Annotated in this window: 24 protein-coding genes and 1 pseudogene; 9 read left to right on the top strand and 16 right to left on the bottom strand. The window is 63.0% G+C overall.

Annotation, left to right across the window (positions count from 1 at the left end; all coding sequences use genetic code 11):
* Positions 1-191 precede the first annotated feature (191 nt).
* The 6 genes and pseudogenes from V5F68_RS07710 (at position 192) to V5F68_RS07685 (ending at position 6,752) form a co-directional block, all read left to right on the top strand.
* Entirely contained in the window at positions 192-848 is a 657-nt protein-coding gene (locus V5F68_RS07710) for a hypothetical protein (protein WP_393983247.1), read from the top strand.
* Positions 849-909: 61 nt separating this feature from the next.
* A pseudogene (locus tag V5F68_RS07705) lies at positions 910-1,257 on the top strand (heavy metal translocating P-type ATPase); the annotation flags it as partial.
* Between the two features lie 76 nt (positions 1,258-1,333).
* Positions 1,334-2,433 (top strand): IS3 family transposase gene (locus V5F68_RS07700; RefSeq protein ID WP_348841875.1). Its coding sequence is split into 2 segments (ribosomal slippage): positions 1,334-1,586 and positions 1,586-2,433, totalling 1,101 coding nucleotides; the frame shifts between segments, so codons are not numbered across the junction.
* A gap of 217 nt (positions 2,434-2,650) precedes the next feature.
* The gene (locus V5F68_RS07695) at positions 2,651-4,654 is read left to right on the top strand and encodes a heavy metal translocating P-type ATPase (RefSeq protein WP_373878174.1); all 2,004 of its coding nucleotides are present in this window, start codon (positions 2,651-2,653) and stop codon (positions 4,652-4,654) included.
* Positions 4,655-4,712: 58 nt separating this feature from the next.
* Positions 4,713-5,189: a hypothetical protein gene (locus V5F68_RS07690; protein ID WP_394011811.1), complete on the top strand. Its 477-nt coding sequence runs from the start codon at positions 4,713-4,715 to the stop codon at positions 5,187-5,189.
* A gap of 582 nt (positions 5,190-5,771) precedes the next feature.
* Positions 5,772-6,752: a LysR family transcriptional regulator gene (locus V5F68_RS07685; RefSeq protein ID WP_149577671.1), complete on the top strand. Its 981-nt coding sequence runs from the start codon at positions 5,772-5,774 to the stop codon at positions 6,750-6,752.
* On the opposite strand, the gene V5F68_RS07680 is transcribed toward V5F68_RS07685, so the two are convergent.
* Genes V5F68_RS07680 through trbB form a run of 11 tightly spaced genes read right to left on the bottom strand, consistent with a single transcriptional unit; the run spans position 6,640 to position 16,228 of the window.
* Positions 6,640-6,924: a DUF2274 domain-containing protein gene (locus V5F68_RS07680; RefSeq protein ID WP_138397510.1), complete on the bottom strand. Its 285-nt coding sequence runs from the start codon at positions 6,922-6,924 to the stop codon at positions 6,640-6,642. The genes V5F68_RS07685 and V5F68_RS07680 overlap by 113 nt on opposite strands.
* Before the next feature lies 1 nt (position 6,925).
* On the bottom strand, positions 6,926-8,170 hold the full coding sequence (locus V5F68_RS07675) for a TraB/TrbI/VirB10 family type IV secretion system protein (RefSeq protein ID WP_012115962.1): 1,245 nt from the start codon (positions 8,168-8,170) through the stop codon (positions 6,926-6,928).
* On the bottom strand, positions 8,167-9,219 hold the full coding sequence (gene trbG, locus V5F68_RS07670; protein WP_012115963.1) for a P-type conjugative transfer protein TrbG: 1,053 nt from the start codon (positions 9,217-9,219) through the stop codon (positions 8,167-8,169). The genes V5F68_RS07675 and trbG overlap by 4 nt, the downstream gene beginning before the upstream one ends.
* A complete protein-coding gene (gene trbF / locus V5F68_RS07665; protein ID WP_012115964.1) occupies positions 9,216-9,905 on the bottom strand; it encodes a conjugal transfer protein TrbF in 690 nt (229 codons plus the stop codon). Before trbF ends, trbG begins: the two co-directional genes overlap by 4 nt.
* Positions 9,902-11,191, bottom strand: a complete 1,290-nt coding sequence (gene trbL, locus V5F68_RS07660) for a P-type conjugative transfer protein TrbL (RefSeq protein ID WP_012115965.1) — start codon at positions 11,189-11,191, stop codon at positions 9,902-9,904. The genes trbF and trbL overlap by 4 nt, the downstream gene beginning before the upstream one ends.
* Complete coding sequence (trbK-alt, locus tag V5F68_RS07655; RefSeq protein ID WP_012115966.1) at positions 11,188-11,451, bottom strand: putative entry exclusion protein TrbK-alt; 264 nt, start codon at positions 11,449-11,451, stop codon at positions 11,188-11,190. The genes trbL and trbK-alt overlap by 4 nt, the downstream gene beginning before the upstream one ends.
* Before the next feature lie 9 nt (positions 11,452-11,460).
* Complete coding sequence (gene trbJ / locus V5F68_RS07650; protein ID WP_149577672.1) at positions 11,461-12,195, bottom strand: P-type conjugative transfer protein TrbJ; 735 nt, start codon at positions 12,193-12,195, stop codon at positions 11,461-11,463.
* Positions 12,192-14,630, bottom strand: coding sequence for a conjugal transfer protein TrbE (gene trbE, locus V5F68_RS07645; protein WP_012115968.1), 2,439 nt, complete (start codon positions 14,628-14,630; stop codon positions 12,192-12,194). Before trbE ends, trbJ begins: the two co-directional genes overlap by 4 nt.
* 10 nt (positions 14,631-14,640) lie before the next feature.
* Complete coding sequence (locus V5F68_RS07640; RefSeq protein WP_012115969.1) at positions 14,641-14,913, bottom strand: VirB3 family type IV secretion system protein; 273 nt, start codon at positions 14,911-14,913, stop codon at positions 14,641-14,643.
* Complete coding sequence (locus V5F68_RS07635; RefSeq protein ID WP_041577517.1) at positions 14,913-15,212, bottom strand: TrbC/VirB2 family type IV secretion system protein; 300 nt, start codon at positions 15,210-15,212, stop codon at positions 14,913-14,915. Before V5F68_RS07635 ends, V5F68_RS07640 begins: the two co-directional genes overlap by 1 nt.
* Before the next feature lie 29 nt (positions 15,213-15,241).
* Positions 15,242-16,228 carry a P-type conjugative transfer ATPase TrbB gene (gene trbB / locus V5F68_RS07630; protein ID WP_149577673.1) on the bottom strand — a complete coding sequence of 329 codons (987 nt, stop codon included), beginning with the start codon at positions 16,226-16,228 and terminating at the stop codon, positions 15,242-15,244.
* Positions 16,229-16,726: 498 nt separating this feature from the next.
* Here trbB and V5F68_RS07625 point away from each other — a divergent pair, with 498 nt between their 5' ends.
* The 3 genes from V5F68_RS07625 (at position 16,727) to V5F68_RS07615 (ending at position 20,003) form a co-directional block, all read left to right on the top strand.
* Positions 16,727-18,007 (top strand): DUF6035 family protein, encoded by a 1,281-nt coding sequence (locus V5F68_RS07625; RefSeq protein WP_232847563.1) that lies wholly within the window; start codon positions 16,727-16,729, stop codon positions 18,005-18,007.
* A 129-nt stretch (positions 18,008-18,136) separates the two neighbouring features.
* Positions 18,137-18,820 (top strand): HNH endonuclease signature motif containing protein, encoded by a 684-nt coding sequence (locus tag V5F68_RS07620; protein ID WP_232847564.1) that lies wholly within the window; start codon positions 18,137-18,139, stop codon positions 18,818-18,820.
* An 84-nt stretch (positions 18,821-18,904) separates the two neighbouring features.
* Positions 18,905-20,003 (top strand): IS3 family transposase gene (locus tag V5F68_RS07615; protein ID WP_394011809.1). Its coding sequence is split into 2 segments (ribosomal slippage): positions 18,905-19,155 and positions 19,154-20,003, totalling 1,101 coding nucleotides; the frame shifts between segments, so codons are not numbered across the junction.
* 167 nt (positions 20,004-20,170) lie between these two features.
* On the opposite strand, the gene V5F68_RS07610 is transcribed toward V5F68_RS07615, so the two are convergent.
* The 5 genes from V5F68_RS07610 to V5F68_RS07590 all read right to left on the bottom strand — a co-directional run bounded on the left by V5F68_RS07610 (position 20,171) and on the right by V5F68_RS07590 (position 26,854).
* The gene (locus V5F68_RS07610) at positions 20,171-20,605 is read right to left on the bottom strand and encodes a CopG family transcriptional regulator (protein WP_149578520.1); all 435 of its coding nucleotides are present in this window, start codon (positions 20,603-20,605) and stop codon (positions 20,171-20,173) included.
* 5 nt (positions 20,606-20,610) lie between these two features.
* On the bottom strand, positions 20,611-22,590 hold the full coding sequence (locus V5F68_RS07605; RefSeq protein WP_149578521.1) for a conjugal transfer protein TraG: 1,980 nt from the start codon (positions 22,588-22,590) through the stop codon (positions 20,611-20,613).
* Between the two features lie 24 nt (positions 22,591-22,614).
* On the bottom strand, positions 22,615-24,354 hold the full coding sequence (locus tag V5F68_RS07600) for a relaxase/mobilization nuclease domain-containing protein (RefSeq protein ID WP_149578522.1): 1,740 nt from the start codon (positions 24,352-24,354) through the stop codon (positions 22,615-22,617).
* 555 nt (positions 24,355-24,909) lie between these two features.
* A complete protein-coding gene (locus tag V5F68_RS07595; protein WP_012112611.1) occupies positions 24,910-25,998 on the bottom strand; it encodes an IS110 family RNA-guided transposase in 1,089 nt (362 codons plus the stop codon).
* A gap of 190 nt (positions 25,999-26,188) precedes the next feature.
* On the bottom strand, positions 26,189-26,854 hold the full coding sequence (locus V5F68_RS07590) for a lytic transglycosylase domain-containing protein (RefSeq protein WP_394011807.1): 666 nt from the start codon (positions 26,852-26,854) through the stop codon (positions 26,189-26,191).
* Between the last annotated feature and the right edge of the window lie 134 nt (positions 26,855-26,988).

Genomic DNA, 26,988 nt, shown 5'->3' with positions numbered 1-26,988 from the left:
GACGAATATTCGCCCCTCTTCATCCATCTAAATTCCAATTTTTGGAGGTAAAATCATGAATAAGGCGATTTTTACAGCGTGCATTTGCATCGCGTTAAATAGCATTTGCATCGGAGCGGCTTTCGCCGCGGGCACGCAATTCACCCCATTTTATCTGCCTGCGCAAACTTCACAAACGTCGGCAATAGGCTGTGAACATTCAAATGTCGGAGAGCATAAATTGTTTTGTGCAAAGAATAAATCTTCATGTTACGACAAAAATAGGTCTTTCAGGCCGCACGAGCTTACTCATTGCAAAATTCAATATGATCAATGCATGCGAGCTTGGGACTAACGCAATGATACAAATAGTGAAAGAAAAATTATCTATATGTGCATTTGTCGCATGTATTTATATGTTATGCATCGATATCAGATTCGCTAATGGAAACGAAATATTGGAAACAATATTGACTAGATCTTTTTTTATACAGAATATTACAATATATTGCTCTCAGTTTATACCAGATGTAACCGAGAGGTCGTCAGGAAAATATGGTGATATATCTCGATTGACCTATCATATACGCCAAGAGGTGGTTGGTGAGTTGCCCGCTGACCAATCGATCTTTGTAGTCCGCCGTTCAGCTGACATGGCGCGAGCGGGTGCGCTGCAGGCAATTCGGCAACTTTATGAATTCGACCGAGATCGTGAGCAAGCACGTATCGTAGAGTGGTGCGAACAGTCCGCGGCAGTCGAGATTGCCGAATACGTCCGCGACCATGATGGAAGACACGATGAATTCGTTGCAATCATTGCTGCAGCCAAGAAGGGCGGCGATAGATCCAAGTCAGAATTAAAACCCTAAGGTGTCTTTATTGTCAGATGTCGGGTTGGGCGATGCTGGTGAATCTGGGGAGCTTACAAAGATGATCGAGAAGCTTCGACTGGACATTCCAATCCTTCTGCCAAACGTGCCCGACGCTGTAGACTCCTGTGTGAGTCGGCTCGTTTCGGAGCTTCAGGAGCGCGCGGGCATTGAGTATGTGCACGTCGCTGGCGGCGAGTCGGCGCAGCTCTGCCTCCACTATGACCCGACGGTAATCGGCTTACCTCGCATCCGGGAACTTGCCCAAAGCGTTGGCGCGCAGATTACCGAGCGGTTCGGTCACGCGATTTGGCAGGTGGAAGGGATCACCCATGAACGGCGTGCGCGCACCGTTGCCGAGAAACTGCGTAAGCTTTCCGGGGTATTGGAGGCCGAAGCCAGTGTGACGTGCTCCCCATTTTTTAGGCCAGTTTGAGCTGGAATTTTCCACTTATGATCCCCGGTTCGGGGACGAGGAGAGTTCCATGAAGGCATCGAAGTTCACGGAGGCGCAGATTGCGTTCGTGCTGAAGCAGGCGGAAGACGGAACACCGGTGGCGGAGGTGTGCCGGAAGGCCGGGATATCGGACGCGACGTTCTACAACTGGCGCAAAAAATATGCGGGGCTGATGCCTTCGGAGATGCGGCGACTGCGCCAGTTGGAAGACGAGAACGCCAAGCTGAAGCGGATCGTTGCGGATCTGTCGCTGGACAAGGCGATGTTGCAGGACGTGCTGTCAAAAAAGCTCTGAGGCCTGCGCGCAAGCGGGAGCTTGTGGACAGGCTGCGCGAAGACTGGAAGGTGTCGGCCAGGCGTGCCTGTGCCACCCTGGCGGTCGATCGTGCGCTCTATGCCTACAAGTCGAAGCGGGGCACGCAGGCTGAGCTGAACCAGCGGATCAAGGAGATCTGCGAGACGCGCGTGCGCTATGGCTATCGCCGCGTGCACATCCTGTTGCGGCGAGAGGGCTGGGCGGTCAATCCGAAGCGGATCTATCGCCTTTACAAGGACTTGGGCCTTCAGTTGCGGAACAAGGTGCCGAAGCGCCGTGTGAAGGCGAAGCTGCGGGACGACCGTCGTCCGGCGACGCGGAGCAATGAGACCTGGGCCATGGATTTCGTCCACGATCAGCTCGCCACGGGCCGGAAGATCCGGGTTCTGACCATCGTCGACACCTTCACGCGGTTCTCGCCGGCGGTGGATCCGCGGTTCAGCTATCGGGGTGAGGATGTCGTGCTGACGCTGGAGCGGATCTGCCGGAGCACCGGCTATCCGCAGAGCATCCGGGTGGATCAGGGATCGGAGTTCGTCAGTCGGGATCTCGACCTGTGGGCCTATCAGAAGGGCGTGGTGCTCGACTTCTCGCGGCCCGGAAAGCCCACGGACAACGGCTTTATCGAGTCGTTCAACGGCAAGCTCCGGGCCGAATGCCTGAACACGCACTGGTTCATGAGCCTTGACGACGCGCGGGCGAAAATGGAGGCTTGGCGTAGAGACTATAACGAGGTTCGGCCGCACAGCGCGATCGGCAACAAGCCGCCGATCGCGCTCATGAATGGCTCTCCGGCATCCCCGCCGGAATGAGCTCTAACCCCGGAATTTTCCAGCTCTGGGTGGCCTAGAAACGGGGAGCGCTTCAAGTGCATCTGGTCTCGTACGCGTCGAATTCGACCGCGAGGCGGTAACAGAGCAGGAAATCCGAAACGCCCTCGTTCAAATGGGGGCTATCGCCGCGAGGGATGCGGCCGCGCTACGGCTGGATAGGCTGCCCTCTCACGCTTGATATGATCATCGGTCAGTCATGTTTACGCATGCCAGGTCAGAACATAAGGACGGAAAAGGGGAGCACGATCATGCCCATGGCAGGATCCTCGGACCGAACACTGAGCTAATCTTCTCTCTTGCCTGCGGCGCGCTGCTCGTCGTCGGTTTTGCCATCGAGAAGCTATTACCGGCCGCACCCGGCTGGCTGCCTATCGTGTGTTTCGTTGGAGCATATTTCTTTGGCGGCTTCTACACGGTCCGCGAAGCGATAGACAATCTGCGCCTGCGCAGGTTCGAGATCGATACGCTGATGCTGGTAGCGGCTGCGGGCGCGGCTTCGCTTGGCGCATGGGCGGAAGGCGCGCTGCTGCTCTTCCTGTTCAGCCTAGGCCACGCATTGGAACACTATGCCATGGGCCGCGCCAAGCAGGCGATCGAGGCCCTGGCCAAGCTCGCTCCACGCACGGCCACGGTGCGCCGCGCTGATGGCACCTTGGAGGTTCCCGTGGAGGAACTTGTGATCGGCGACGTGGTGCTGGTCCGCCCTAACGAGCGTCTACCTGCCGACGGCTTCCTGGTGAAGGGCTCCTCCGCCATCGATCAGGCTCCTGTCACCGGCGAGAGTATCCCGGTGGACAAGCGCCCGGTTGACGACGTTGCTGAGGCACGGGCGCGGCCCGACACGGTTGGCTCTGCCTCGCGGGTCTTTGCGGGAACAATCAACGGTGCCGGCGCCATTGAGGTGGAGGCGACGCGCTTGTCGAGCGACACGGCGCTGGCAAAGGTCGTGAAAATGGTGAGCGAGGCGGAAACGCAGAAATCACCGACCCAGCGGTTCACTGAGACGTTCGAACGTATCTTCGTGCCCGTGGTACTGGCGCTCGCGATCCTCCTTCTGTTCGCCTGGGTGGTGGTGGACGAGCCATTCAGCTCAAGCTTCTATCGCGCCATGGCGGTACTGGTCGCCGCAAGCCCGTGCGCTTTAGCCATCGCTACACCGAGCGCGGTGTTGTCAGGCGTCGCGCGAGCGGCACGTGGCGGCGTGCTGGTGAAGGGCGGCGCGCCACTGGAGAATCTGGGCTCGCTGAGCGCTATCGCATTCGACAAGACGGGAACGCTGACGGAGGGCAAACCGCGTATCACCGACGTCTTGCCGGCCGACGGGGTTCCGGAACATGAGCTCCTCTCAGTAGCGGTTGCGGTAGAGGCGCTCAGCGATCACCCGCTAGCCGCCGCAATCGTTCGCGACGGGCGAGCCCGGCTGGGAGGACGAGAAATAGAGGAGGCGACTGAACTCAAAAGCCTCACCGGGCGAGGCGTGGTCGCTACATTTGCCGGGCAGCCGGTCTGGCTCGGGAAGGCCGAGATGTTTGGGCAAGACGGCATTACCCAGCTGAATCCAGCTGTGAAGGCGTCGATCGCGAAGCTGCGGGACGCCGGGCGCACTACGATGGCTGTGCGGATTGGTGAGCGAGATCTCGGAGCCATCGGCCTTATGGACACTCCGCGGGCTGCCGCTCGCGACGCGCTCAAGCGGCTGCGCGATCTTGGCATCACTCGGATGCTCATGATCTCGGGCGATCACCAGAAGGTGGCCGACGCCATCGCCAAAGATTTAGGACTAGACGAAGCTTGGGGCGACCTGCTCCCCGAGGACAAAGTTGCGGCGATTCAAAAGCTGAGGAAGGAAGCCAAGGTTGCGATGGTCGGCGATGGGGTCAATGATGCGCCGGCCATGGCGAACGCCACGGTCGGCATCGCTATGGGAGCCGCGGGTTCCGATGTGGCGCTAGAGACCGCAGACGTCGCACTCATGGCGGATGACCTGCGACATTTGCCGTTCGCGGTCGGACTAAGCCGCCGCACGCGCTTCATCATCCTTCAGAACGTGTTCATAAGCTTGGGTGTGGTGGCGTTGCTGGTTCCGGCGACGATATTTGGCCTCGGCATCGGCCCGGCCGTGGCGGCGCACGAGGGGTCCACGCTGGTGGTAGTGTTCAATGCACTACGTTTGCTTGGCTACCGCGATGGGCAGGCATGACGTGATAGTGAATGTAGAATCGCAACCTATCAAAAACAGCTCGGTGCGGGAATATGACATGAAGAAAACGTCAATTGCAATATTTGCTTGGATTATAATTTGTGTGTCTTTTACAGACTCTGCCTTTTCAGAGGTTGAACAGTCAACTAATTCTACTATTTCCGATTTGAGAGGGCAAGCCGTTAGTCATTTGAATTTTATGTATGGTATGTATTTCGCGATTAGGGGATGTTTAGAAGCATATAATGATCAATCTGAACCTAATTTCAAGCCGACAGTTACTTTATCCGAGGCGCAGCAGGTTCTGCGTGCGGCGGATGCTGCTGCTAGATCAGTCGGCATCGATGTTGACAAGGCATGGCTTGAAATGAGCTCCATTGGACAAGCAGCGGGAGAAGCGCTTAAAATTAAGACAGACGATAATTTTAAAAAATGTCAACAAAGTGGAATGTTTTTCCGCACAGTTACATCTCGCCTTCAGATGACAATTCGTAAATTAGATGGAAATATTCCTATAATAAGAAAGGATTTTTGATATGTATAATTCTTCATAAATAACATAACTTTATCTGATTTGTTGAAATATATAGCTAATTTTAGTGATAACAAATTCGACTTGGCGCAGCAGATGGCACAAATCACGGTTCCTAAATTGTCATTCCTATGTCGTTTATATTATCAAAAATTATACTATCAATTTCTATCTAACATTTCATAAGTGTGGCATGAAATTTGAGGCGGGCGATGTGAATCCAGCTTAATGGTGACAATTCCGTCGCTTGGAATAGCGGAAGAAGGTCGTTGGGCGCGAACAGACAACGAGCTTACTTAGAAGGAGACTTTCATTAGCATGGTTTGGTCTAAATCATCTATTTTATGAAATGGCCGCGCCCTCTCTCGATCTAATCTCTAATGTCCAAGTTACTGATGGTAAAATATCTCAAAAATATGATGTATTATGTAAAAGTTATGCATTAATGTACGTTATAATCCGACGATATAATTTTAATATTTCGCATACTTGCACATAAAATACAAACATTTGATGCGTAATATTTGTGATATCATGTAATTCATACTGAATTATATGCCGTTATTGAAATGGAGAACGTTTCCAATGTCGAATAACAGTACGGAAATTGAAATCCGCTACCTCAGGTATTTAATCGCTGCTTCCGAATATGGAAGCTTTCGGAAGGCAGCAGCGGCACTCGGTGTGCAGGAGTCCTCCGTTAGTCGGCGGATCCGGGACATCGAGGATCAGGTCGGGGCCTCCCTGTTCTTGCGACACCCCGGGGGGATCAACCTGACCATAGCCGGACAACGCTTCCTGCATCGGGTCCGCCATGCGTTGGACCACATTCGCGACGCGGCGGCGGAGGTGGCCGCCATTGGTCGTGCCGAGGACGGATACGTCAAAGTGGGACTATTTTCTTCACTTTCATCGGGTTTTTTGTCGGACTTATTTCGAGAATATGACGCAAAATATGGATCTGTTCATATCGATTTCGTCGACGGCGAAGCACACGATCACATCAACTCCATTCGGAAATTTCAGCTTGATATTGCTTTTGTCATCGGATTGGGCGATTGGCCGGAATGCGATACAACTTATCTTTGGTCGGAACAGGTTCTTGTGGCATTGCCCGAAGGCCATCCGCTTTCCACCGAGGACGCGTTGACATGGCGAGATCTCAGTTCTGAAAAAATTCTTATCCGAGACACTGCGGCTGGGATGAGAATCCAAGACTATGTCATTCGCAAAATCCGGGAAGTCGAATGCGAGCCCCGTGTCGAGGCTCAGCGGGTTGGGCGATATAAGCTTCTCAATCTCGTCGCGTCCGGCCGCGGAATAACGTTGGTCATAGAATCCGAAAATTTGGTCAAGGTCCCCGGCGTTATCTATCGTTCTCTGCGCGGCGAGGTGCTCCAGTTCTATGCTGCATGGTCGCCGAAAAACGACAATCCCGCGTTTCGGACATTGCTCAGCCTTGCTCGATCGATGGCTCGCTCTTCAGCACCCCAGACGTCATCCCCCGTGCAGGATCTGGATGGGGTGCTTGCCGAGCCTTCGCGAAAACGCGATCTGTCGCGATGAAGCGCTCCAGCATGGGCGCGATCAGCCTGACGGGATCGGTGATCGGATTCCCCGTCTCGCCACCCAGCACCTGCGCATAGGCGACAAGATCGCGGTGCAGCTTCGCTGGCAGTTCCACGGTCACCTTCACCGGCTTGTCGTCGAGGATCTCGCTGAGCTTCAGCTTCGGCATTTCAACCTCCATAGGATTCAAGAACGAGGTCGCGCGTGACGATGATCCGCACCGGGAATCCCGGCCGGATCGTGAGGGTCGGCGCAATGTTGAGCTGGCGCTGGACGAGCTGCCGGCCGGTCTGGCTGATGCTGTCGGATGCGCCTTCCCGCAAAGCACTCACGAGGTCGCTATCGCTGCCGGACGTTCCTGCGCTCGCCCCGACGCTGAGGATGGTCGAGAGCACCGCCGCCTTGAACAGCTCGCCCCAATGGTAGTCGATGCCATCCTCAAGGCCAGCGTAGCCTTCCGCGTCGGCTCCGGTCTGGCGCTCCAGCACGATGGACCGGCCATTGGGGAAGATCAGGCGGTTCCAGACGAGGAGCACCCGGCGCTGCCCGAAGCCGACGCCATTGTCATACTGGCCAATGATGCGGGTGCCCTGGGGGATCAGGAGGATCCGCCCGGTCGGGCTATCGTGGACATTCTCGGTCACCTGGGCGGTGATCTGGCCCGGCAGGTCCGAGCGGATGCCGGTGATCAGCGCCGCGGGGATGACGGCGCCGGCCTGCAGGATGTTGGCGGAGGCAGGAGCCGCCACGCGGTCGGGCGACACGGTGCGCCGGTCCACGGCCTGGCTCAGGAAGGCAAGCTGGCGCTCCTGGGCCGTCGGCGTCGCCGCCTGCGGCGCAAGGCCGAGGCTGGTGAGATCGGCGGCCGGCGCCGCTGACGCTGAAGTGACTCCCGCCTGCTGGGTCACCGCCGGGCTTGCCGACCGGGTATTGGTCTGAGCGAACAGCCGTCCGGTCCGGGCGTCTTCGCTTTCCCGCTGCTGGCGTTGCTCCTCGGGGCTCAAGGCGGGATTTGGCATGCCTCCCATTGTCGGCACCGTCGGCTGCACTGCCGTCTGCGCATTGAGGATCGGCCGGCCGAGGTCGCCGGGCAGCGGAGGCCCGAGCTTGGGGATGCCGGTGTAATCCTTGGGTAGGCCGGCGAGCCCGTCCGGCGTCGCCTTGACGTCGGTGGCGTAGAGTTCCTGGCCGTGTCCGTGGTCCTTTCGCGCTTGCAGGGCGTAGATCAGCGCCCCGCCGATCCCAAGGCCGGCAACGAGCCCCAGCCCGGCTAATACCTTTCGGGACAGGCGGGTCACCCGCGGCGGTTCCGGCCGCAGCCGCATGGCCGACACAGTCTCCCCCGTCAGTGGCCGAGCGCCGTCATCACCGCTCAGCTCCGGCCCTGTCTCCTTCCCGGGTTCGATGCCGCTCATAGGACCGGCCTCCCGTCGGTGCGGGAGATGCGCACGCGCTTCTGGTCCTTGTCGGCGCCGAAGCGCAGCTCGGCGGCTGCGAAGAGCCGGTCCACGATCATATAGGTGCCGCGCACGCGATAGTTCACGAGTTCGGAGGTGTCGCCTTGCGGCCCGACCACGAACAGCGGCGGCATCTCGCCATGGGCGATCCCGCGGGGAAACTCGATGAAGACCTGCTGCCCATCATCGAAGGCGCGCAGCGGCCGCCACGGTGCCCGGTCGCCGCTCACCTCGTAGCGGAAGTTCACCTTTGCCAGGTCGATGCCCGTGGCGACGGGCTGCACCGCCTGCGCTTCCGCGTTCTGGCGCCTGAGGGCGATGAGCTGGTCTTGGGGATATTGCCAGGAGACCGAGGCCATGTAGGTCTTCTCGGTGGAGCGCAGCTCCATGTGGTAGGTGCGCAAATTGGTGTTGATGACGAGGTTGGTGGTGAGGTCCGGCCGTGTCGGTTTCACCAGGATGTGGACTTGCTTTGCCCCGCCCGCCCCGCTCTCGGTGTCGCCGATGATCCAGCGCACCGTGTCGCCGGCAGCGACCGGCCCCGTGCCCACCAGTTGCTCGCCGGGTTGCAGGGCGACGTCGGTGATCTGACCGGGCGAAGCGTAGACCTGATAGAGCGCGCCATCCACGAAGGGATAGACCTGCATGGAGTTGATGAAGCCGTTGCGCACCGGCTGAACGCGCGCGGCAGCATTGGCCTGGTTCACTCGGGCCGTCGGGTCCGCGGACTCGGGCTCGGCCTTGCCGTCCTTGCCCACCGGCTTCAGCTGGCCGGGCAGCGGCAAGGGCTTCGGCAGCTCAACGATGCGCACCGGCCCCGGCGGCTCAGCCTTGAAGACGGCGGGCGGGGCATCGTCATATTCGATCTCCGGGGGCTTCTCGAAGGTGGCGCAGCCCGCCAGGGCCGATGTGCAAAGCAGGAGAAGCGGCAAGCCGGACTTCCGGAAAGACGGAAAGGAGAGGACGCGGAAAGCCGGCCTCCCGGATGTGCGGATGGCAGGCATCATTGTGCGAGTTCCTTCGACCAGTTGATGGCGTTGACGTAGATCCCCAGCGGATTGGCCCGGAGCCGATCCGCATCCCGCGGCGCCTGCACCGCGACGGTGAGGATGGCGCTCCAGCGGGAGGTGTCGGCGAGGCTGCCGTCCTGGAAGCGGCGCTCGGTCCAGGCGATGCGGAAGGAGTCCGGCGAGGCCCGGATCACGCTGGAGACCTCCACCGCCACCTGCTGCTTGCCGACCCGGGCGAAAGGATCATTGGCGCGGGCATAGTCGTTGAGGGCGATTGCTCCGGCCAGGGTCGTGTAGGCGTAGGCCCTGAGCCAGTTCTGGCGGACGATCACGGGATCGGCAGAGATGCTGCGGACCTCTTCAATGAAGCGGGCGAGGTGGAAGGCGATCTGGGGATCGGAGGGGCGATAGTCCGAGGCGGCCGGCGCGACCGCCTGCGCCTGACCGAGCTTGTCCACCTGAACCACCCACGGAACCACCGAGCCGCTCAGGGCCTGCCACGCCAGGGCGCAGGAGAGGCCGGCCGACAGGGCGAGGCAGCCGAAGGCCATGAGGCGCCAGTTCTTCGCCTGGACCCGGGCCGAGCCGATGCGGTCATCCCAGACCTGGGCCGCGCGCTGATACGGCGTCTCAGGCTCGGGGGAGCGGCCGTAATGGACCGACGGGCGCTTGAAGGGGGTCATGGGCGATCGCTTTCGGAGAGGGAGATGGACGACCCGCCGCCATGGCTGTCGCCGGATCGGACGGCATGGGTCGCGGTCTGGATGCCGTGGGCGACCTGCTGGGAGCGGCGCATGCGCCGGGCCCAATCGGGGGCATCGCCGGAGGAGGCCGGGTTGCTCGACGGGGCTGGGCCGGAGCTGCTGGCCGCCGCTTCGCCTGATGTGTCGGCCGAGCGCTGCAAGGGAGATGTCGCGGCCGCGCCGGCTGCTCTCGCCACGCCACCCAAACCGCTCCCGACACCGGAAAGGCCGGACTGGCCAGCGGCTCCCGCGCTGTAGGCGGATGCAGCACCCCCGGCGAGGCTCGCGCCCGCACGCGCCGCAGCGGCGGCTCCCGAGAACACGGCACCGGCTCCACGCACGGCAAGGCCCGCGGCGCCGGCTCCGGCGAGTGCCATGCCGCCGGCGGCAAGGCCCGTACCCACGGCGGCTCCGGCGCCGAGCTGCGGCGCGCCCGTGATCAGTCCCGTGGCGATTCCCGGCCCGAAGATGCCGAGCCCGAGGAGCGCGAGCGCGGCCAGCACCGCGGCTAGCGCCTGGCTGATGGTGGGCTGGGCATCGCCGTAGGAGGTGGTGAACTGGGAGAAGAGCCCCGAGCCGATGCCGATGATGACAGCGAGCACCATCACCTTCACGCCCGACGCCACGATGTTGCCGAGCACCTTCTCGGCGAGGAACGCGGTCTTGCCGAAGAAAGCGAAGGGGATGAGCACAAAGCCGGCGAGCGTCGTCAGCTTGAACTCGATGAGGGTGACGAAGAGCTGCACCGCCAGGATGAAGAAGGCGATCAGGATCAGCAGCCAGGAGACCAGCAGCACGGCGATCTGCACGGCATTGACGAAGATCGCCACCGGCCCGGCGAGCTGGCTTGCGGCGTCGAGCAGCGGCTGGGCGGCGGTGAGCCCCACTTCCGCAAGTCGCCCCGGCCGCAGGAATTCCGCCGTGCTGATGGCGGAGCCGCCGGCCTTGAGGCCGAGCCCGGCGAAGCTCTCGAACACGATCTTCGAGAGCGAGTTGAAGTTGCCGATGATCCAGGCGAAGAAGCCGATGGCGAGGGTTTTGCGCACCAGCCGGCGCATCACGTCCTCGTCGGCGCCCCAGGCCCAGAACAGGCCGGCGAGCGTGATGTCGAGTGCGATCAGGATGGAGGAGAGGCCCGTCACCTCGCCCTTGATCAGGCCGAAGCCGGAATCGATGTAGCTGGTGAAGGTGTTGAGGAAGGTGTCGATGACGCCCACGTCGTTCATGGCGTTGCTCCTTCCACGGGCTTGCCGAAGAAGCGGCGGCGGTTCGCCTCCCAGAGCGCGGCGCAGCGCGGATCGATGGGATTGGCCATCTCCAGCGTGGCGCAGCTCTTGAGGTCGGCCGAGGAGACGTTCCCTGCCTTCACGCTGCTGATAGTGACAGTCGGCTCGTGAGGCCTGCCTGAGGCGATGGCGAGGGCTGCGATCACCGCGCCCACAAGGCCGGCGACGACGAGGGTCCTGAGTGCAGTGCCCTGATCCATGGCCGCCCCTCAATTGCCGCGGAACATGGTGACGGCGGAGGACTGGTAGCTCGACCGGGTGGAGAAGCGCCGGTAGTGCTCCTGCCCCTCAGACACCGCCGTGGCACGCTCAGCTTCGGACAGCGCCTGCGCCCGGCCATTGGCGACCACCACCGCGGTGAGATCGGAGAGCTGCTGCGCCTGGAGCGCCTGGAGCTGGTTCCCTGCCTGCATGGCCTGCAACGCGCCGGTCGCCGCCTGGCTCTGGCCGACCAGTGTTGAGGCCTGGGTCCGGCCAATGTCGAGATTGCCGACGACGCCCGCCTGCACCCGCAGCGCATCCTGAAGACCGGCGACCGTGGTCTCCCAGCGGGTCTTAGCCTGGGTGACAAGAGCAGCGTCCGAGGTGCTCAGGGAAACCGAGCCGTACTGACCTTGGAACGCCCGGTCGATGGCGCCGACGTCATAAGCGATCTTCTGCGCCTGCCCGAGCAACTGCTGGGTCTGCTGGGCGGATTGCTGGAGCGCGCTGAGGGAGGAATACGGCAGGCTTGCGAGGTTGCGGGCCTGGTTGATCAGCATCTGTGCTTCATTCTGAAGCGAGGTGATCTGGTTGGTGACCTGCTGCAAGGCCCGCGCCGCCTGGAGGACGTTCTGGGCATAGTTGGAGGGGTCAAAGACCACGGCCTGTGCCGCGGCCGGCGCGAGAGGGCACATGAGGAGCGGCGCAGCGACGAGCGCCGCCCGCAGCATCAGGCGGATCATGAGCGTGTCTCCAGAAGGTCGAGGGTGGGGATGAGGTCGGCGGCCCAGCCGAGGCCCCGATGCCGTAGCCAGGCGGCGAGGAAACCATCGCGCCCATGCTCGGCGAGGATCAGCGAGAGCGCAGCCTGATCGGTCTTGGACCCGGCGGCGCACAAGGCGAGCGCCACCTGCGACAGCCCGAGCTCGAACAGGCGGCTGCCGCGTCGGGACTGGCAGTAATAGTCCCGCTTCGGGGTGGCCCGTGCGAGGATCTCGATCTGCCGGTCGTTGAGGCCGAAGCGCCGGTAGATGGCGGTGATCTGGGGCTCGACGGCCCGCTCGTTGGGGAGCAGCAGCCGCGTCTGGCAGCTCTCGATGATGGCCGGGGCGATGGCCGAGCCGTCGATGTCGGAGAGGGACTGCGTGGCGAAGACGACGCTGGCGTTCTTCTTCCGCAGCGTCTTAAGCCACTCGCGGAGCTGGCCGGCAAAGCCCTGGTCATCAAGGGCGAGCCATCCCTCATCGATGATGATGAGGGTCGGAGACCCGTTGAGCCGGTCCTCGATGCGGTGGAACAGATAGGACAGCACGGCCGGTGCCGCGGTGGTGCCGATCAGCCCTTCGGTCTCGAAGGCCTGGACGAAGGCCTGCCCCAGGTGCTCCGCCTCGGCATCGAGCAGCCGGCCATGGGCGCCACCGATACAATAGGGGCGTAGCGCCTGTTTGAGATCGTTGGACTGGAGCAGGACGGCGAGGCCGGTGAGGGTCCGTTCCTCGACGGGAGCGGAGGCAAGGGAGGTGAGGGTCGACCAGATGTGCTCCTTCACCTCCGGGGCGATGGAAACGCCCTCGCGGGAGAGGATCGCCGTGATCCAGTCGGCGGCCCATGAGCGTTCGGCGAGATCATCCACACGGGAAAGAGGCTGGAGCGCGACGCTGTCCTCGCTCCCATCGGACAGGCTCCCGCCGAGGTCGTGCCAGTCGCCGCCCATGGCGAGGGCGGCCGCCCGGATGCTGCCGCCGAAGTCGAAAGCGAACACCTGGGATCCAGCGTAGCGCCGGAACTGCAATGCCATCAGCGCCAGCAGCACCGACTTGCCGGCGCCCGTCGGCCCGATCACGAGGGTGTGGCCCACATCGCCAACGTGGAGGGAAAAACGGAACGGGGTCGCCCCCTCGGTCTTGCCGTAGAACAACGGCGGCCCGCCGAAATGCGCGTCCTGTGCCTCGCCCGCCCACACCGCCGACAGCGGGATCATATGGGCGAGGTTGAGGGTGGAAATGGGCGGTTGGCGGACATTGGCGTAGACGTGCCCCGGCAAGCTGCCGAGCCAGGCATCCACGGCATTGATCGTCTCGACCATGGCCGTGAAGTCCCGGCCCTGGATTGCCTTCTCCACCAGCCGGAGCTTCTCGTCAGCGATGCGGGGATCGGCGTCCCAGACGGTCACCGTCGCGGTAAGATAGGCGATGCCGGCATGGTCGGCGCCGAGCTCCTGCAAAGCGAGGTCGGCATCCACCGCCTTGTTGGCGGCATCTGAATCCACCAGTACCGAGGCCTCGTTGGTCATCACCTCCTTCAGGATGGCGGCGATGGACTTGCGCTTGGCGAACCACTGCCGGCGGATCCTGGTGAGGAGCCGGGTGGCGTCGGTTTTGTCGAGGAGAATGGCGCGGGTGGACCAGCGATAGGGAAAGGCGAGCCGGTTGAGGTCGTCGAGGATCCCCGGCGTCGTCGCCGTCGGGAAGCCGACGATGGTGAGGACGCGTAGATGCTCGGACCCCAGCATCGGCTCGAGCCCGCCGGTGAGCGGCTGGTCTGCCAGCAGGGCGTCGAGATACATGGGCGTCTCGGGAACGCGGACCCGCTGGCGCTTGGTCGAGACGCAACCGTGCAGATATGTGAGGGTCTCGGCATCGTCGAGCCAGCGGCACTCGGGCATGAAGGCCTCGACGAGCCGCAGGACTCGGTCCGTGCGGTCGACGAAGGCGCCGAGCGCCTCATAGGGATCGACGCCACCACGCGCGCGGCCTTCATAGAGCCAGCTCTCCGCCCGTGCAGCGTCCTCCGCCGGCGGCAGCCAGGTGAAGGTGAGGAAATAGCTGGATTCGAAATGGCTGCCGGCTTCCGCGAAGTCGGCCTTGCGCTCGGCTTCGACCAGCGCGGAGGCGGGATCGGGAAAGACACTCGCCGGATAGGCACCCGCCGGGTGTCGCTGGGCCTCCACAAAGAGTGCCCAGCCGGAGCCGAGGCGGCGAAAGGCGCTGTTGAGGCGACCCGCCGCCGCCACCAGTTCGGCCGGCACCGCGGAATCAAGGTCCGGCCCACGGAAGCGTGCCGTCCGCTGGACGCTGCCATCCTTGTTGAGGACGACGCCAGAGCCGACCAGTGCCGCCCAGGGCAGGTAGTCGGCGAGCCGGCTGGCGTGACGCCGGTATTCCGCGAGGTTCATCATGATGCGCCCCTCAGACCGACAGATGACCGGGGATGCGCAGATGGCGGCGCACCACATCGACGAAGAGCGGATCGCGCTTGGCGGCCCAGACGGCGGCGAGATGGCCCACGGCCCCGACCGCGAGCCCCACAAGCCAGAGCCTCAGCCCCAGCCCGACAGCACCGGCGAGGGTACCGTTGAAGATGGCGATTGCCCGCGGCGCGCCGCCGAGCAGGATCGGCTCGCTCAAGGCCCGATGGACCGGGACGGAGAAGCCCGGCACCCCGCCAATATCGCCCGGCATCAGACCAGCGCTCCGCCGCTGAAGGAGAAGAAGGAGAGGAAGAAGCTCGAAGCGGCGAAGGCGATGGAGAGGCCGAATACGATCTGGATCAGCCGCCGGAATCCGCCAGAGGTGTCGCCGAAGGCGAGCGCGAGGCCGGTGGAGATAATGACGATCACCGCGATGATCTTGGCGACTGGCCCCTGGATCGAATCCAGGATCGACTGCAGCGGCGTTTCCCACGGCATGGAGGAGCCGGAGGCGTGGGCCGCGGAGACAACACACACGCAGGCGGTGGCACCGGCCACGGCCTGCAGCAATCGGCGGTAGAATGGAGGGAGCGTGAAAGTCACAGGGAGGTTCCTTCTTCGGATGGAGCGGTGATGGGGATGACGCGGTAGTCGCCGTCGGGCCCGAGACCTTCGACGTGAGAGAGCTCGGAAAGGCGGGGCGCGGAGCCGCGGCCCGACAGCACGGCGATGAGGTCGATGGTCTCGGCGATCAGGGCCCGAGGTACGGTGACGACGGCTTCCTGGATGAGTTGCTCGAGACGCCTCAAGGCCCCGATGGCGCTGCCGGCGTGGATGGTGCCGATGCCCCCAGGGTGGCCTGTGCCCCAGGCCTTCAGGAGGTCAAGGGCTTCGGCACCTCGGACCTCGCCGATGGGGATGCGATCCGGCCGCAGGCGCAGCGATGAGCGGACGAGGTCCGAGAGCGAGGCGACGCCGTCCTTGGTGCGCATCGCTACAAGGTTGGGGGCTGCGCATTGGAGTTCTCGTGTGTCCTCGATGAGGACGACGCGTTCGGAGGTCTTGGTCACCTCGGCGAGCAGCGCGTTGGTGAGCGTGGTCTTGCCGGTGGAGGTGCCGCCGGCGACCAGGATGTTGGCGCGGGAGGCGACGCCATGGCGCAGGGCTTCGGCCTGCGGCGCAGACATGATGCCGGCGGCGACATAGTCGTCGAGCGTGAAGACGGCGGCGGCCGGTTTGCGGATGGCGAAGGTCGGGGAGGCCACGACGGGCGGGAGCAGGCCTTCGAACCGCTCTCCCGTTCCCGGCAGTTCGGCTGACACCCGCGGGGCGCCGGCATGGACCTCGGCGCCGATATGGTGCGCAACGAGGCGGACGATGCGTTCGCCATCGGCGGCGGCTAATCGCTCGCCTGTATCGCGAAGCCCCTCGGACAGCCGGTCGACCCACAGGCGCCCGTCCGGATTGAGCATGACCTCGACGACGGCCGGGTCTTCAAGAAGGCGGGTGATCATCGGGCCAAGCGCGGTGCGCAACATGCGTTCGCCGCGTGTCAGGCCTTCCGAACTGTGAGGTGAAGTCGCCATCTCATCCCCGCCCATGCCGGGGATGATTAAAAGAGCCGGAAATTGGGAGGTTTCAACAAGCCAATGCGGCCGTCGCGGTCTGGCGTGCAGATACTTAAGAACGGCGGGATGCTGCTATTGTACCTGAGGACCGAAGACTCGGAGCAGAGGACATCGCAGACGACGAGAGCGCAGCATGCTGCTGTTGGAGCCTAATCGGCATTCACGTGGAGCGGTTCAAAATGCCCCCCGCCAGTTTCTAGCCGGGGGTCGGAATTGACCTGTCGCACATGTCCGCTCGCAGGGATTCTGGTAAGTCATCCGGGTTGCTAAATGCTGCCCATTGTCTCCAATAGCCGGAACGCTTCGCGTAACATTGCAGGGAGCCTGGCTCGCGCATTCTCCAAGTTTATAGCAACCAATTCGCCTGGGCGAGGCGTGGACGTGAAGGTTGGCTGGCATCTAACGTATGATTATTGCACTTATAAATCATGAACTTGAATGAGATGGTCCCGTGCGATGGGGAAGATCGAACCGAAGAGAACGCTTAGAAATGTCGTCGATCTGGACTCGATGCAAACGATCTCGAGTGATCAGCTCTTGAGCCTGCATCCGGACGACTATCAGGTCATCCGGAGATCGGCGACCCGGGCACGTTTGGATCGAAAGTCCCGATATGTGTGCGGGCAATGCGGATATGCGGTCTATGCGCCGAGGGAAGGACGTACCGGCCAGCCATACTGGAAGCATCATCCCGGCGCCCCTGAGGATTGTCCGTGGTGGACTGGCACCCCATTGGGAGTGGACGAAGTCAGTCGCAGGCAGTTTCAGGGTGCGCAGGAGAGCCCGCTCCACGTCGCGATAAAAACCGTTGTCGGAGAACTGCTGCGTCTGGATATCCGCACCGCGCCCGACAGCGTGGTCATCGATGAATATTTAATCATGAAGGACGGGAAACGTCGTCCCGACATTCGAGCCATTTATGGCGGTGTACCACTTGTCGTGGAGGTGCAACTCGCGGCCACCCAGATTCCAATCATCGTTCAGCGCGAAGATTTCTACGATGAACTAGCCTATCGGCTATTGTGGCTGACGTGGAATTTCCAGCCTCCGTTGACTGAGGGGCGCCTTCTAAGTTCGTTCGAGGATATTTTCTACTCGCACAATAAGAATCTGTTTTCGATGGATGACGAGACCGTCAGTTTGTCGCGACAGATAGGCGAGGTAATCCTTCGAGTGTTTTGGAAAGGCGGCGACGGATGGCTTTCCAGGCTCGTCAAGCTGTCGGAGCTAAACTGGCTATCTAGCGGCCGGGCATTCGCGGTCGCGCCAGTGCCACACTGGAACGAGGATTTTCTCGTGAGATGGCGCGCGGCGACCGGCGGGCATGGAACCCAATGGCCCGAGCGCGGGGTGCTTCTTGCCGAACTCGCCGCCCAACTGACGTCCCCGGATATAGATAGCCGTGAGCTTAAGGACACTGACGATCTGATCAACTGCCTTCTTTCGTTGCTGGACGGCCGGCCAGTGGGATCTCAGCAGAAGAACATCGTCGAGTTGCTGAACACGTTCCTCGGTGTCGAGCCCCGGTATCGTTTCGCCCGCGTTGTCCGGCGGTTCGCCGAGCTTTGCGGACGACAAGAGGCACTCAGCACTAGGAGTGTCCAGACCAAACTTAGAACGGCGTTGGCAGCCCCTCAGGACGATCCGGCAAGTCTCACCGGCCGTATCGTGCTGAGGCTGTTTCCCGACATTTTTGCGCGACGCGCCATCGACGCGGACAACGCGTCGGCGTCTTGAACACAGCATGAATGGGAGAGCATATTGCCGGGACCATCAGAGAAGACGATCCGACGACTGTTCGCAATGTCGGGAAACATGTGCACATTTCCGGGATGCTCATCCCGAATATTCGAAGCGACGGGAACAGTGACCGGCGAGGTCTGCCATATTCGGGCTCAAAGCTCAGGTGGCCCTCGGTTTGATAGCACGCAGACAGAGGACGCACGGCACGCCTTCGCGAATTTGATCCTGCTATGCCGCCGGCACCATAAGATCATTGACGCGGAGCCCGGACTCTATTCGGTCGACACTTTGGAGGAGATCAAGACGATCCAGGAAGAACATCTCGGCCGCCCCAAGCAGGAAACGGATGGTTTCTTTGCCAAGGTTCTGCTTAATGCGATGTCGCGTATTGAGACCAGAAACAATACGGGCAATGTGGTCATCGGTAGCCTTGGCGCAATCGTGGCCGGAACCCTGAATTTCAAGGGTTCGGGAAAAGCTCCTAGGTTCCAGACCGCGGCCGGGACAATCGGTGCCGATCAGGAAGCAAGCCGATATGTCCAATATCTGATCAGGCAATACAATCAATTCGCCTCGGCCGACACCTCGCGGGCGACGAAATTCAACCATGCCGTGATTTCGAAGAATATCGAGTCCAGGTTCCGCTCCTCCTGGCGGGACACGGCGATGGAGAGGTTCGCCGAGGTCTGCGTGTATCTCCAGGAGCGGATCAGGAAGACTCGAGTCGCCAAGTCAAACTCGGTGAAAGGGCACCGATCATTCTCAACATTCGAAGATTACACACGAGAGACCAAGCGCGCGCCATAGGAGGGCTTTCCAAGCTTGGCTCTGACCTGAGCCCCAGAACCTCCTCCAGATTTGGGTAGAGTCCGTCGATCACGGAGACGGACGATGCGAGCCTCACGGTTCACAGAGGAACAGATCATCGGGATGCTGAAGGAGCAGGAGGCGGGCGCGAAGACCGCTGACGTCTGCCGCAAGCACGGCATCTCCTCGGCGACCTTTTACAAGTTCAAGGCCAAGTACGGCGGCATGGACGTGTCCGATGCCCGGCGGCTGAAGGCGCTTGAGGAGGAGAATACGCGGCTGAAGAAGCTGCTGGCCGAGCAAATGCTCGACAACGCGATCCTGAGGGATGTCAGCTCAAAAAATGGTGACGCCCGATGCGAGGCGCAAAGCCGTGGCTCATGCCTGTGCGGCGCACGGGGTGAGCCAGCGTCGGGCGTGCCAGGCGCTGGGCGTCGATCGCACCAGCGTGCGCTACCGAAGTGTGCGTCCCGACGATGCACCCCTGAGGGAGGCCATGCGGGCCGTGGCCGGCGAACGCCGCCGCTTCGGCTATAGGCGCATCCACATCATACTGAGGCGCCAGGGCATCGTCATGAACCAGAAGAAGCTGCGCCGGCTGTATCGGGAAGAGAAGCTTCAGGTTCGCCGGCGTGGGGGACGCAAGCGAGCGCTCGGCACGAGGCGTCCCATCCTGGTGCCGGATCGGGTCAACGTCCGCTGGAGCCTCGATTTCGTGTCGGATGCCTTCACGGACGGTCGGCGCTTCCGGGTGCTGGCCGTCGTCGACGACTTCAGCCGGGAGTGTCTGGCGCTGGTGGCCGACACCTCGCTCTCGGGCCTTCGGGTGACGCGCGAGCTCGACGCGCTGCTCGCCATTCGAGGCAGGCCTGCAACCATCGTTTCCGACAACGGCACGGAGCTGACTTCGATGGCAATTCTCAAATGGTGCCAGCAGACCGGCGTCGAATGGCACTACATCGCTCCCGGCAAGCCCATGCAGAACGGCTTCGTCGAGAGCTTCAACGGCCGCTTCCGGGACGAATGCCTGAACGAGACCCTGTTCTCGAGCCTGGCGCAGGCCCGTGCCGCCATCGCCGCATGGAAGGAGGACTACAATATGAACAGGCCCCATTCCGCCCTCGGCCATCGATCCCCTGCCGAGTTCGCCGCAACAATCGCACTGGAAATCCAGGCCGCCTGAGGCCAAAAATGAAACCTAGGACTCTCTCCTAAGCCGGAGGAGAAAAGGGGCTCAGGTCAGCTCCTGTAACATAATACCGTATGGCTTTGGCGGATTCCGCGTAGTGGCGGGATAGCAAAGGGGCAGGAATATGTAGAACCATGCGGCCAGCTTCTGGCGCACTGTGCTCATAGTCGCGGTGTGGGAGCGGCCTTGTCCTCCGTGACCTCTTGAATGAGCTTCGGTCCCTTCGCGAGCCGCCGTCCCAGTGCCGCGACAAACGCTTCATACCGCTCCCCCGCTTTTGCCCTGGCTGCCTGGGCCGCGGGTTCGGGCAGGGCCGGCGTCGTGGTGAGCCAGAAACGGATGAACACGGCCAACGTCTCGACCGAGATGCCGACGTCGCGCTCCATCCGCGTCATCCGTCTGTCCAGTAGATCCAGGCGCTTGGCGATCGCGGCCTCGCGTCGTTCGGTGGCGTCCGGGGACAGGAACGACGCGATGGCAGCCTCGGCGACCAGCGACTGAGGCTGGTCCCGGCGCGCAGCGTAATCTGCGAGCAACGCCATGGTGTCCGGATCGAGATAGACAGTGATCTGCGCCTTCTTCTTGCGTGGGGCCATCGCCGTCACAGCTCCATGCCGTCGCGGGGGTCGAGCGAGACCTGACGTGCCACCCCCTGCATGACGCGCGTCATGCGGCTGTTTCGGGCGACGTCGTCCTCACCCTCGTCCGCGAGATCGATCTCGAACTCGTTTCGGGGTTGCGCAGGGGTCTCGACCGGCGCCACCCGCGCCAGCTCCGGCTGGCGCCGACGCTCTGACCCGGTGGTGTCATCATCGTCAGTCCCCTCAACCATGAGGCTCAGTTGCGAGGGCACCGGCAGCGGCAGGATCGTCCAGTCGTCGGCCCTCCGCTCCCTTGGTTCCGAAAACTCCGGCGGCGGGAGGATCCGCTCCTTGAACCGCTCATCCTCATAGTACCGCGCCTTCTTTGCCCGGATCGGGGGCGTGCCTGCGACCATGACGATCTCGTCGGAGGGCGGAAGCTGCATCACCTCGCCCGGCGTGAGGAGCGGGCGTGCCGTCTCCGAGCGCGACACCATGAGGTGACCGAGCCAGGGCGACAGCCGGTGGCCGGCATAGTTCTTCATGGCCTTCATCTCGGTGGCGGTGCCGAGGGCGTCGGAGACGCGCTTGGCGGTGCGCTCGTCATTGGTGGCAAAGCTCACCCGCACATGGCAGTTGTCGAGGATGGAGTTGTTCGGGCCATAGGCCTTCTCGATCTGGTTCAGCGACTGAGCGATCAGGAAGCTCTTGAGCTCGTAGCCCGCCATGAACGCGAGGGCGCTCTCGAAGAAGTCGAGCCGCCCCAGCGCCGGAAACTCGTCCAGCATCAGGAGGAGCCTGTGGCGACCGGCTTTGGCCTGAAGGTCCTCGGTGAGGCGGCGCCCGACCTGGTTGAGGATCAGGCGAATGAGCGGCTTGGTGCGGTTGATGTCCGAGGGCGGCACGACGAGATAAAGGGTGGTCGGCTGCCGGCGTGCTACGAGGTCGGTGATGCGCCAGTCGCAGCGCCGGGTCACCTCGGCGACCACGGGATCGCGGTAGAGCCCGAGGAAGGACATGGCGGTGGAGAGCACGCCGGAGCGCTCATTCTCGGACTTGTTGAGAAGCTCCCGTGCCGCGCTGGCGATCACCGGATGGGGACCCGCCTCGCCGAGGTGCGGCGTCGTCATCATGGCGGCGAGCGTCGCCTCGATGGGGCGCCTGGGGTCGGAGAGGAAGACGGCGACGCCGGCGAGGGTCTTGTCGCGCTCGGCATAGAGCACATGGAGGATGGCGCCGACGAGCAGAGCGTGGCTGGTCTTTTCCCAGTGGTTGCGCTTTTCCAGTGAGCCCTCGGGGTCCACCAGGATATCGGCGATGTTCTGGACGTCGCGGACCTCCCACTCCCCGCGACGAACCTCCAGCAGCGGATTGTAAGCGGCCGATTTCACATTGGTGGGGTCGAACAGCAACACGCGCCCGTGCCGTGCCCGGAAGCCGGCGGTGAGCTGCCAGTTCTCGCCCTTGATGTCGTGGACGATGGCAGAGCCTGGCCAGGTGAGGAGCGATGGGACGACGAGGCCCACGCCCTTGCCCGACCGGGTGGGCGCGAAGCACAGGACGTGCTCGGGCCCGTCATGGCGCAGATAGTCCCCTCCATGGCGGCCGAGCACTACCCCGTCGGATCCGAGAAGACCGGCTGAACGGATCTCGTCCGGCTCGGCCCAGCGGGCGGAACCGTAGGTCTCGACCCGCTTCGCCTCCCGGGCCCGCCAGACCGACAGGCCGATGGCGATCGCAATGGACAGGAACCCGCCCGAGGCCGCGATGAAGGCGCCTTCTGTGAAAATCTCCGGCGCATAGGCATCGTAGAAATACCACCACCAGAAGAAGGCCGGCGGGTGATAGACGGGCCAGTACCCCAGCACGAACCAGGGTGAGCCGAGTTGGTCCTGGAAGCCCAGCCGCCAGGCGACATATTCCGTCGCCCCCCAGGTGGTGGCGAGCACGATGGAGAAGACTGCGAGGATCTGGCCCCAGAGGATCTTGGTCGCGGACATCCGGCGGTCCTTTTGCGCTTGAGGTCAGAGGCCGAGGCCGCGCTTGCGGCCGAAGGACCAGTCGATGCCACCATCGGACCGGGCGACACCGGAGACGTGCTTGCCGAGCTGCTTCTCGAGCGAGGGCGTCCAGGGCACGAGCTGGAAGCCGAGGCCGTCGTCGATCATGGCGAAGCGGCCTGAGGCCAGGGCGAAGCGCTGGCGATAGGTGCCGGTGACGTACTCACCAGTCCCGGCACGTTTGAAAGGCTGCCCGTTCCCGGCGGCGAGCCGCTCGCCCAGTGCGCTTATCTCCTGCCGGCGCAACGTCTCGATGAGGTCGCGAGCGAAGACGATGTGTTGGCCCTGACGCTGGGCGAGGCCTTCGGCGACCAGATGTACGGCACGGCGGTCCATGGCATCCCGCACATCGCCGCCGAAGCCGTTGTCGGAGAGGGAGGCGGGCTCGCGGGCGAGCGCCTGCCGGTCGAGCCAGGTCGCGCCCGCCGCCGTGACCTGTCGCTCGATGTCGAGGTCCGAGCGGACCGCGAGCGCGGCCCGTTGTTGGCCGTGGGCATCCTCGAACCTCCTCAGCTCGACGATGGAGCCGGGAGCGCCATCGCCTGCCGCATCGAGGTCGGGCAGCCTGATGTGGTGGGTGCGCCCGTCGACGCCGTCGACCACGGCATAGGCCGTGCCCTTCAGCTCGTCGTCGAGGCCGCGGTCGACCAGGCGGCCGATGATGGGTGCATCGAGGTGCTCACCAGAAAGCACATAGCTTGCGGTACCGCGCTCGATGCCCTGCGAGGTCAGAGCCCGGTGCATACGCTTGATGATGTCGCCGCGCTCGCCCAGCGCGCGGAGCGTGGCCTCGGCCTTCTCGTCGATCACCCACTGGCCGGGGCCGACCTGATCGGCGAGTCCGATGGTTTCGAGCTTGCGCAGTCGTCCGACCTTCAGGGCATGGAACGCGTCCGGCTGGCGATCGGCATGGGGCGCGACGTCGATCACGCCGGTCTCGTGCTGGTCCCGGACCAGTTGACGGTCGAGCTGCGTCCACCTCTCCGCCTCCACTTGCCGCTCGATGGCGCGGCGGATGTCGAGGTCGGTGTGCGGCCCCAGCTCCTGGGTGACCAGATCCTGTGCGCGGGCGCGCATGCCCTCCTTGATGTAATCGCGGGAGATGACGAGGTCCTGGCCGTCGTCGGTCTGGCCACGCACCAGGATGTGCAGGTGGGGGTTGTCCGTGTTCCAGTGGTCGACGCCGACCCAATCCAGCTTCGTGCCGAGGTCCGTCTCCATCTGGCCCACGAGGTCGCGGGCGAAGGACCTCAGGTCGGCCATATCCGCCGCGTCCTCGGGCGACACGATCAAGCGGAAATGGTGCCGGTCGTCAGCGCATCGCTCCGCAAAGGCGCGGCCATCTTCCTCCTCGGCGCCCGGCCCGAACAGGCGGGCCTTCTCCCCGTCCTGGGTCGCGCCCTCCCGGCGCAGGTAGGAGAGATGCGCGATCAGCGGTGTGGCGCGGGCGGTGTGGCGCACCACGCGGGTCTTGATGACGACGACGCGCGAGCGACCCGTGAGCAGGCGGTTGGCCTGGATGCTCGCCGTCCGCCCGCGGCCGAAGTGCGAGCGGGTGCCGGAGGTGAGGCGGCCGGATCGGGAGACGTGGCCACCGGCCTTCTGGGCCGCGGCGAGGGCCTGGGCGATGAAGGGACGGGCCCTCTGGGCACGGGACGAGCGGATGCGGCCGGGCCGGACGCGGAATTCCCGGTCATCGGTCATGACGCGCCCCTGCAAGGTGGGGGAAGGCCAACAGGATCAGTGACTTGAGTACTCGATGCACATTGTCGAGCAGCAGCGCAATGTGCGTTTGGCTCAAAATTCCCAAGCAAAAACAACCGCCCGACCTCAGCGCACCTTGCGCCCTTTTATCTCGCCCTCCTAATCGGTCGTATTTCCACTGCTCTTGCGGACATCGTCGTTCATCCTTCCCGATGCGAGAATATACTATGCTGTTCGCCACGGCACGCCTCCGCTCGCGGGCTTCGAGTTCCGATGCGCCTTGCACTCCTCCGCGCTCTGCGACGGGGTGTTCCGGCTGCACGTCGGCAGCGCTCGAACCGTCGCGGCGCACTTTTCCATCGGATTGACGGAGCATCGTCACAGGCAATCGAGCGCGGTCCGGCCGTCTTCCGATCGGCACAGCCGCAGGCAAGATAACGTGCGTTCCGTCGGTCCTGGTCTGCATCGGTCCTCATCCGCCGAGGGCGGATCTCCATGTTCAGAATGGCGTCCGTCAGTTGCGGGCGCGCTGCATGTCTCGTGTCAGCAAGTTGCTCATCGGTGGGCTCCCAGGAGCTTGCGATCCTTGGTGTGCGCCCGCTGCGCGGCGTCGGCAGTGCTCGCTGCCGGATCGCCGAGATAGAAGGTGCCGTCGCTCCACATGGCGTGCATGATGACGGCCAGTTTGCGGGCCACGGCGACGCACGCCTTGCGATGGCAGGAGCGCTTGGCGATCTCCTGGCCCCAGGCCTTCACCTTGTCCTTGCCCTTGAAGCGGGTCAGCAGTCCCGATGCCGCCTCGTAGAGCGCGCGGCGCACATCAGAGTCCCCAGCCTTTGAGATACGCCCCTGCACGTCGATCGATGTGCCCGACTGCCATCGCCTGGACGTCAGCCCGAAATAGGCGGCAACGTCGCGCGAGCGGCGGAAGCGGGACGGGTCGTCGATCGCCGTCATGAAGCTGAGCGCCGTCACCGGCCCGACGCCTGGGATCGCCATGAAGCGCCGGCACAGCTCGCTTTGCGCCACCAGCTTCACGACGAGATCGTGCAGCCGGCAATACTCCTTCCACAGCGCGGCGCGCGCCGACAGCATGGCGTCCATGAGCTCGCAGGACAGCGGATCGTCGGCCACCGCCTCCCGCACCGCCTGGTCGAACTTGCCGCGCGAGGTGCCACCGAGCTTGATCCCGAAGCTCTTCAGCGAGTGGCGGATGGCGTTCTCGAGATCGAGGAACTTGCGCTTCAGGTTGCGTCGATGCGTCAGCAGCAGGCGCATCCGGTAGCAGCTTTCCGTCTTCACGTGCGCCTGGCGGAACCAGCCTGTGCGCATGATGTGGGCGATCCCGAGGGCGTCCGCTGCGTCGGTCTTGTTGCGCTGGGCCGACATCGCGGCCCGCACATGCTGCGTCTCCAGGCAGATCGCCGGCAGGCCGAGCTTCTTGAGCTCGGGATGGAGCCAGGGCGACAGCGAGCCGGCCTCGTGGCCGACACGCTTCAATCGCCCAACGAAGGGCTTCAGCACCGCCAGCAACGCCTCCGGCTCGGTCGCCACCTTCACCGTCAGATGTACTTCACCGCGATCATCGACGACGCACACCGCCGTCTCCTCGATGGCCACGTCCAGCCCGCAAAAGAAGTCCATCACCCGCCTCCTGCGTTGCGTAACGCGGGAGATTTTACCGGGCGGCGAAGCTGTTGGTGGCGCGCTCTTCGGCGGGGAACCGTCCTGCCGATTACGGGCGGCAATCGGACGGTTGTGTCCTGCGTCTCCCATCCCGCCCCTCGCCTGAACACGAGAGGCCCCGCCAATCTGCGAATGAGCCCGGTCGTGGTCATTGCACGCCTCCAGAGCCGCCACGGGCGACGAACAGGCCAGCAGACTGCGGAACGATGGCCGAGATATCGCGCACGTCAGGTGTCGGCTGAGCATGATCCGTTGACATTGGATCTGCCGCTGACGTGCGCACTGGCTGCACGGCGAAGATCGGAGCTTGAGCCCAGGAGGGTGTCTCGACCGCCGGCGGAGAGGGTGATTTCGGCGCGGAAGGTTCGGCTTCGCCGCGCGCGATGTCCGGCGCCAACTTGTCGACGTAAGCGCGCGTCTCCGGGGGCAGCGGGCGTCCCTTCCGAGAGGCCTCGTAGCGGCCCGGCCCCGCATTGTAGGCGGCGAGGAAGCCAGGATTGCCGTAGCGATCGAACAACTCCCGCAGGTAGGCCGCACCCGCCATGATGTTGTCGTGCGGGTCGTAGGGGTCGTCGCCGAGGCCATAGTGGACACGCAGTTCAGCCCAGGTCTGCGGCATGATCTGCATCAGCCCCATGGCGCCTTTTGGCGAGGTAGAGCGCGCGTCGCCGTCGCTTTCGGCGCGCATGACGGCCCGGATCCAGGCTGCGGGAATGTCGAAACGCTCCACCGCTTCCGCGATGAAGTCGGCGTAGCGATCGCTTGACGACGGCGGGTTTTGTGGCCCTCGTGTTTCCGCCGCCATGGCTGTCATTGACCAGCCGCAGAGCACTCCGGAAAGGAGAAGAAGGACCAGCGCACGAGGGCAAATGAGCACGCGCATCGGTCCGCACGCGCCATCACAGGCGCGCAAAAACAGTCTCGTCCGCGGCATGACGGCCTCTCGAC

Source organism: Roseixanthobacter pseudopolyaromaticivorans (genome assembly GCF_043195145.2).
GTDB lineage: Bacteria > Pseudomonadota > Alphaproteobacteria > Rhizobiales > Xanthobacteraceae > NCEH01.
The sequence above is the reverse complement of the archived record's forward strand: the minus strand, read 5'-3'. Positions and strand labels throughout refer to the sequence as shown.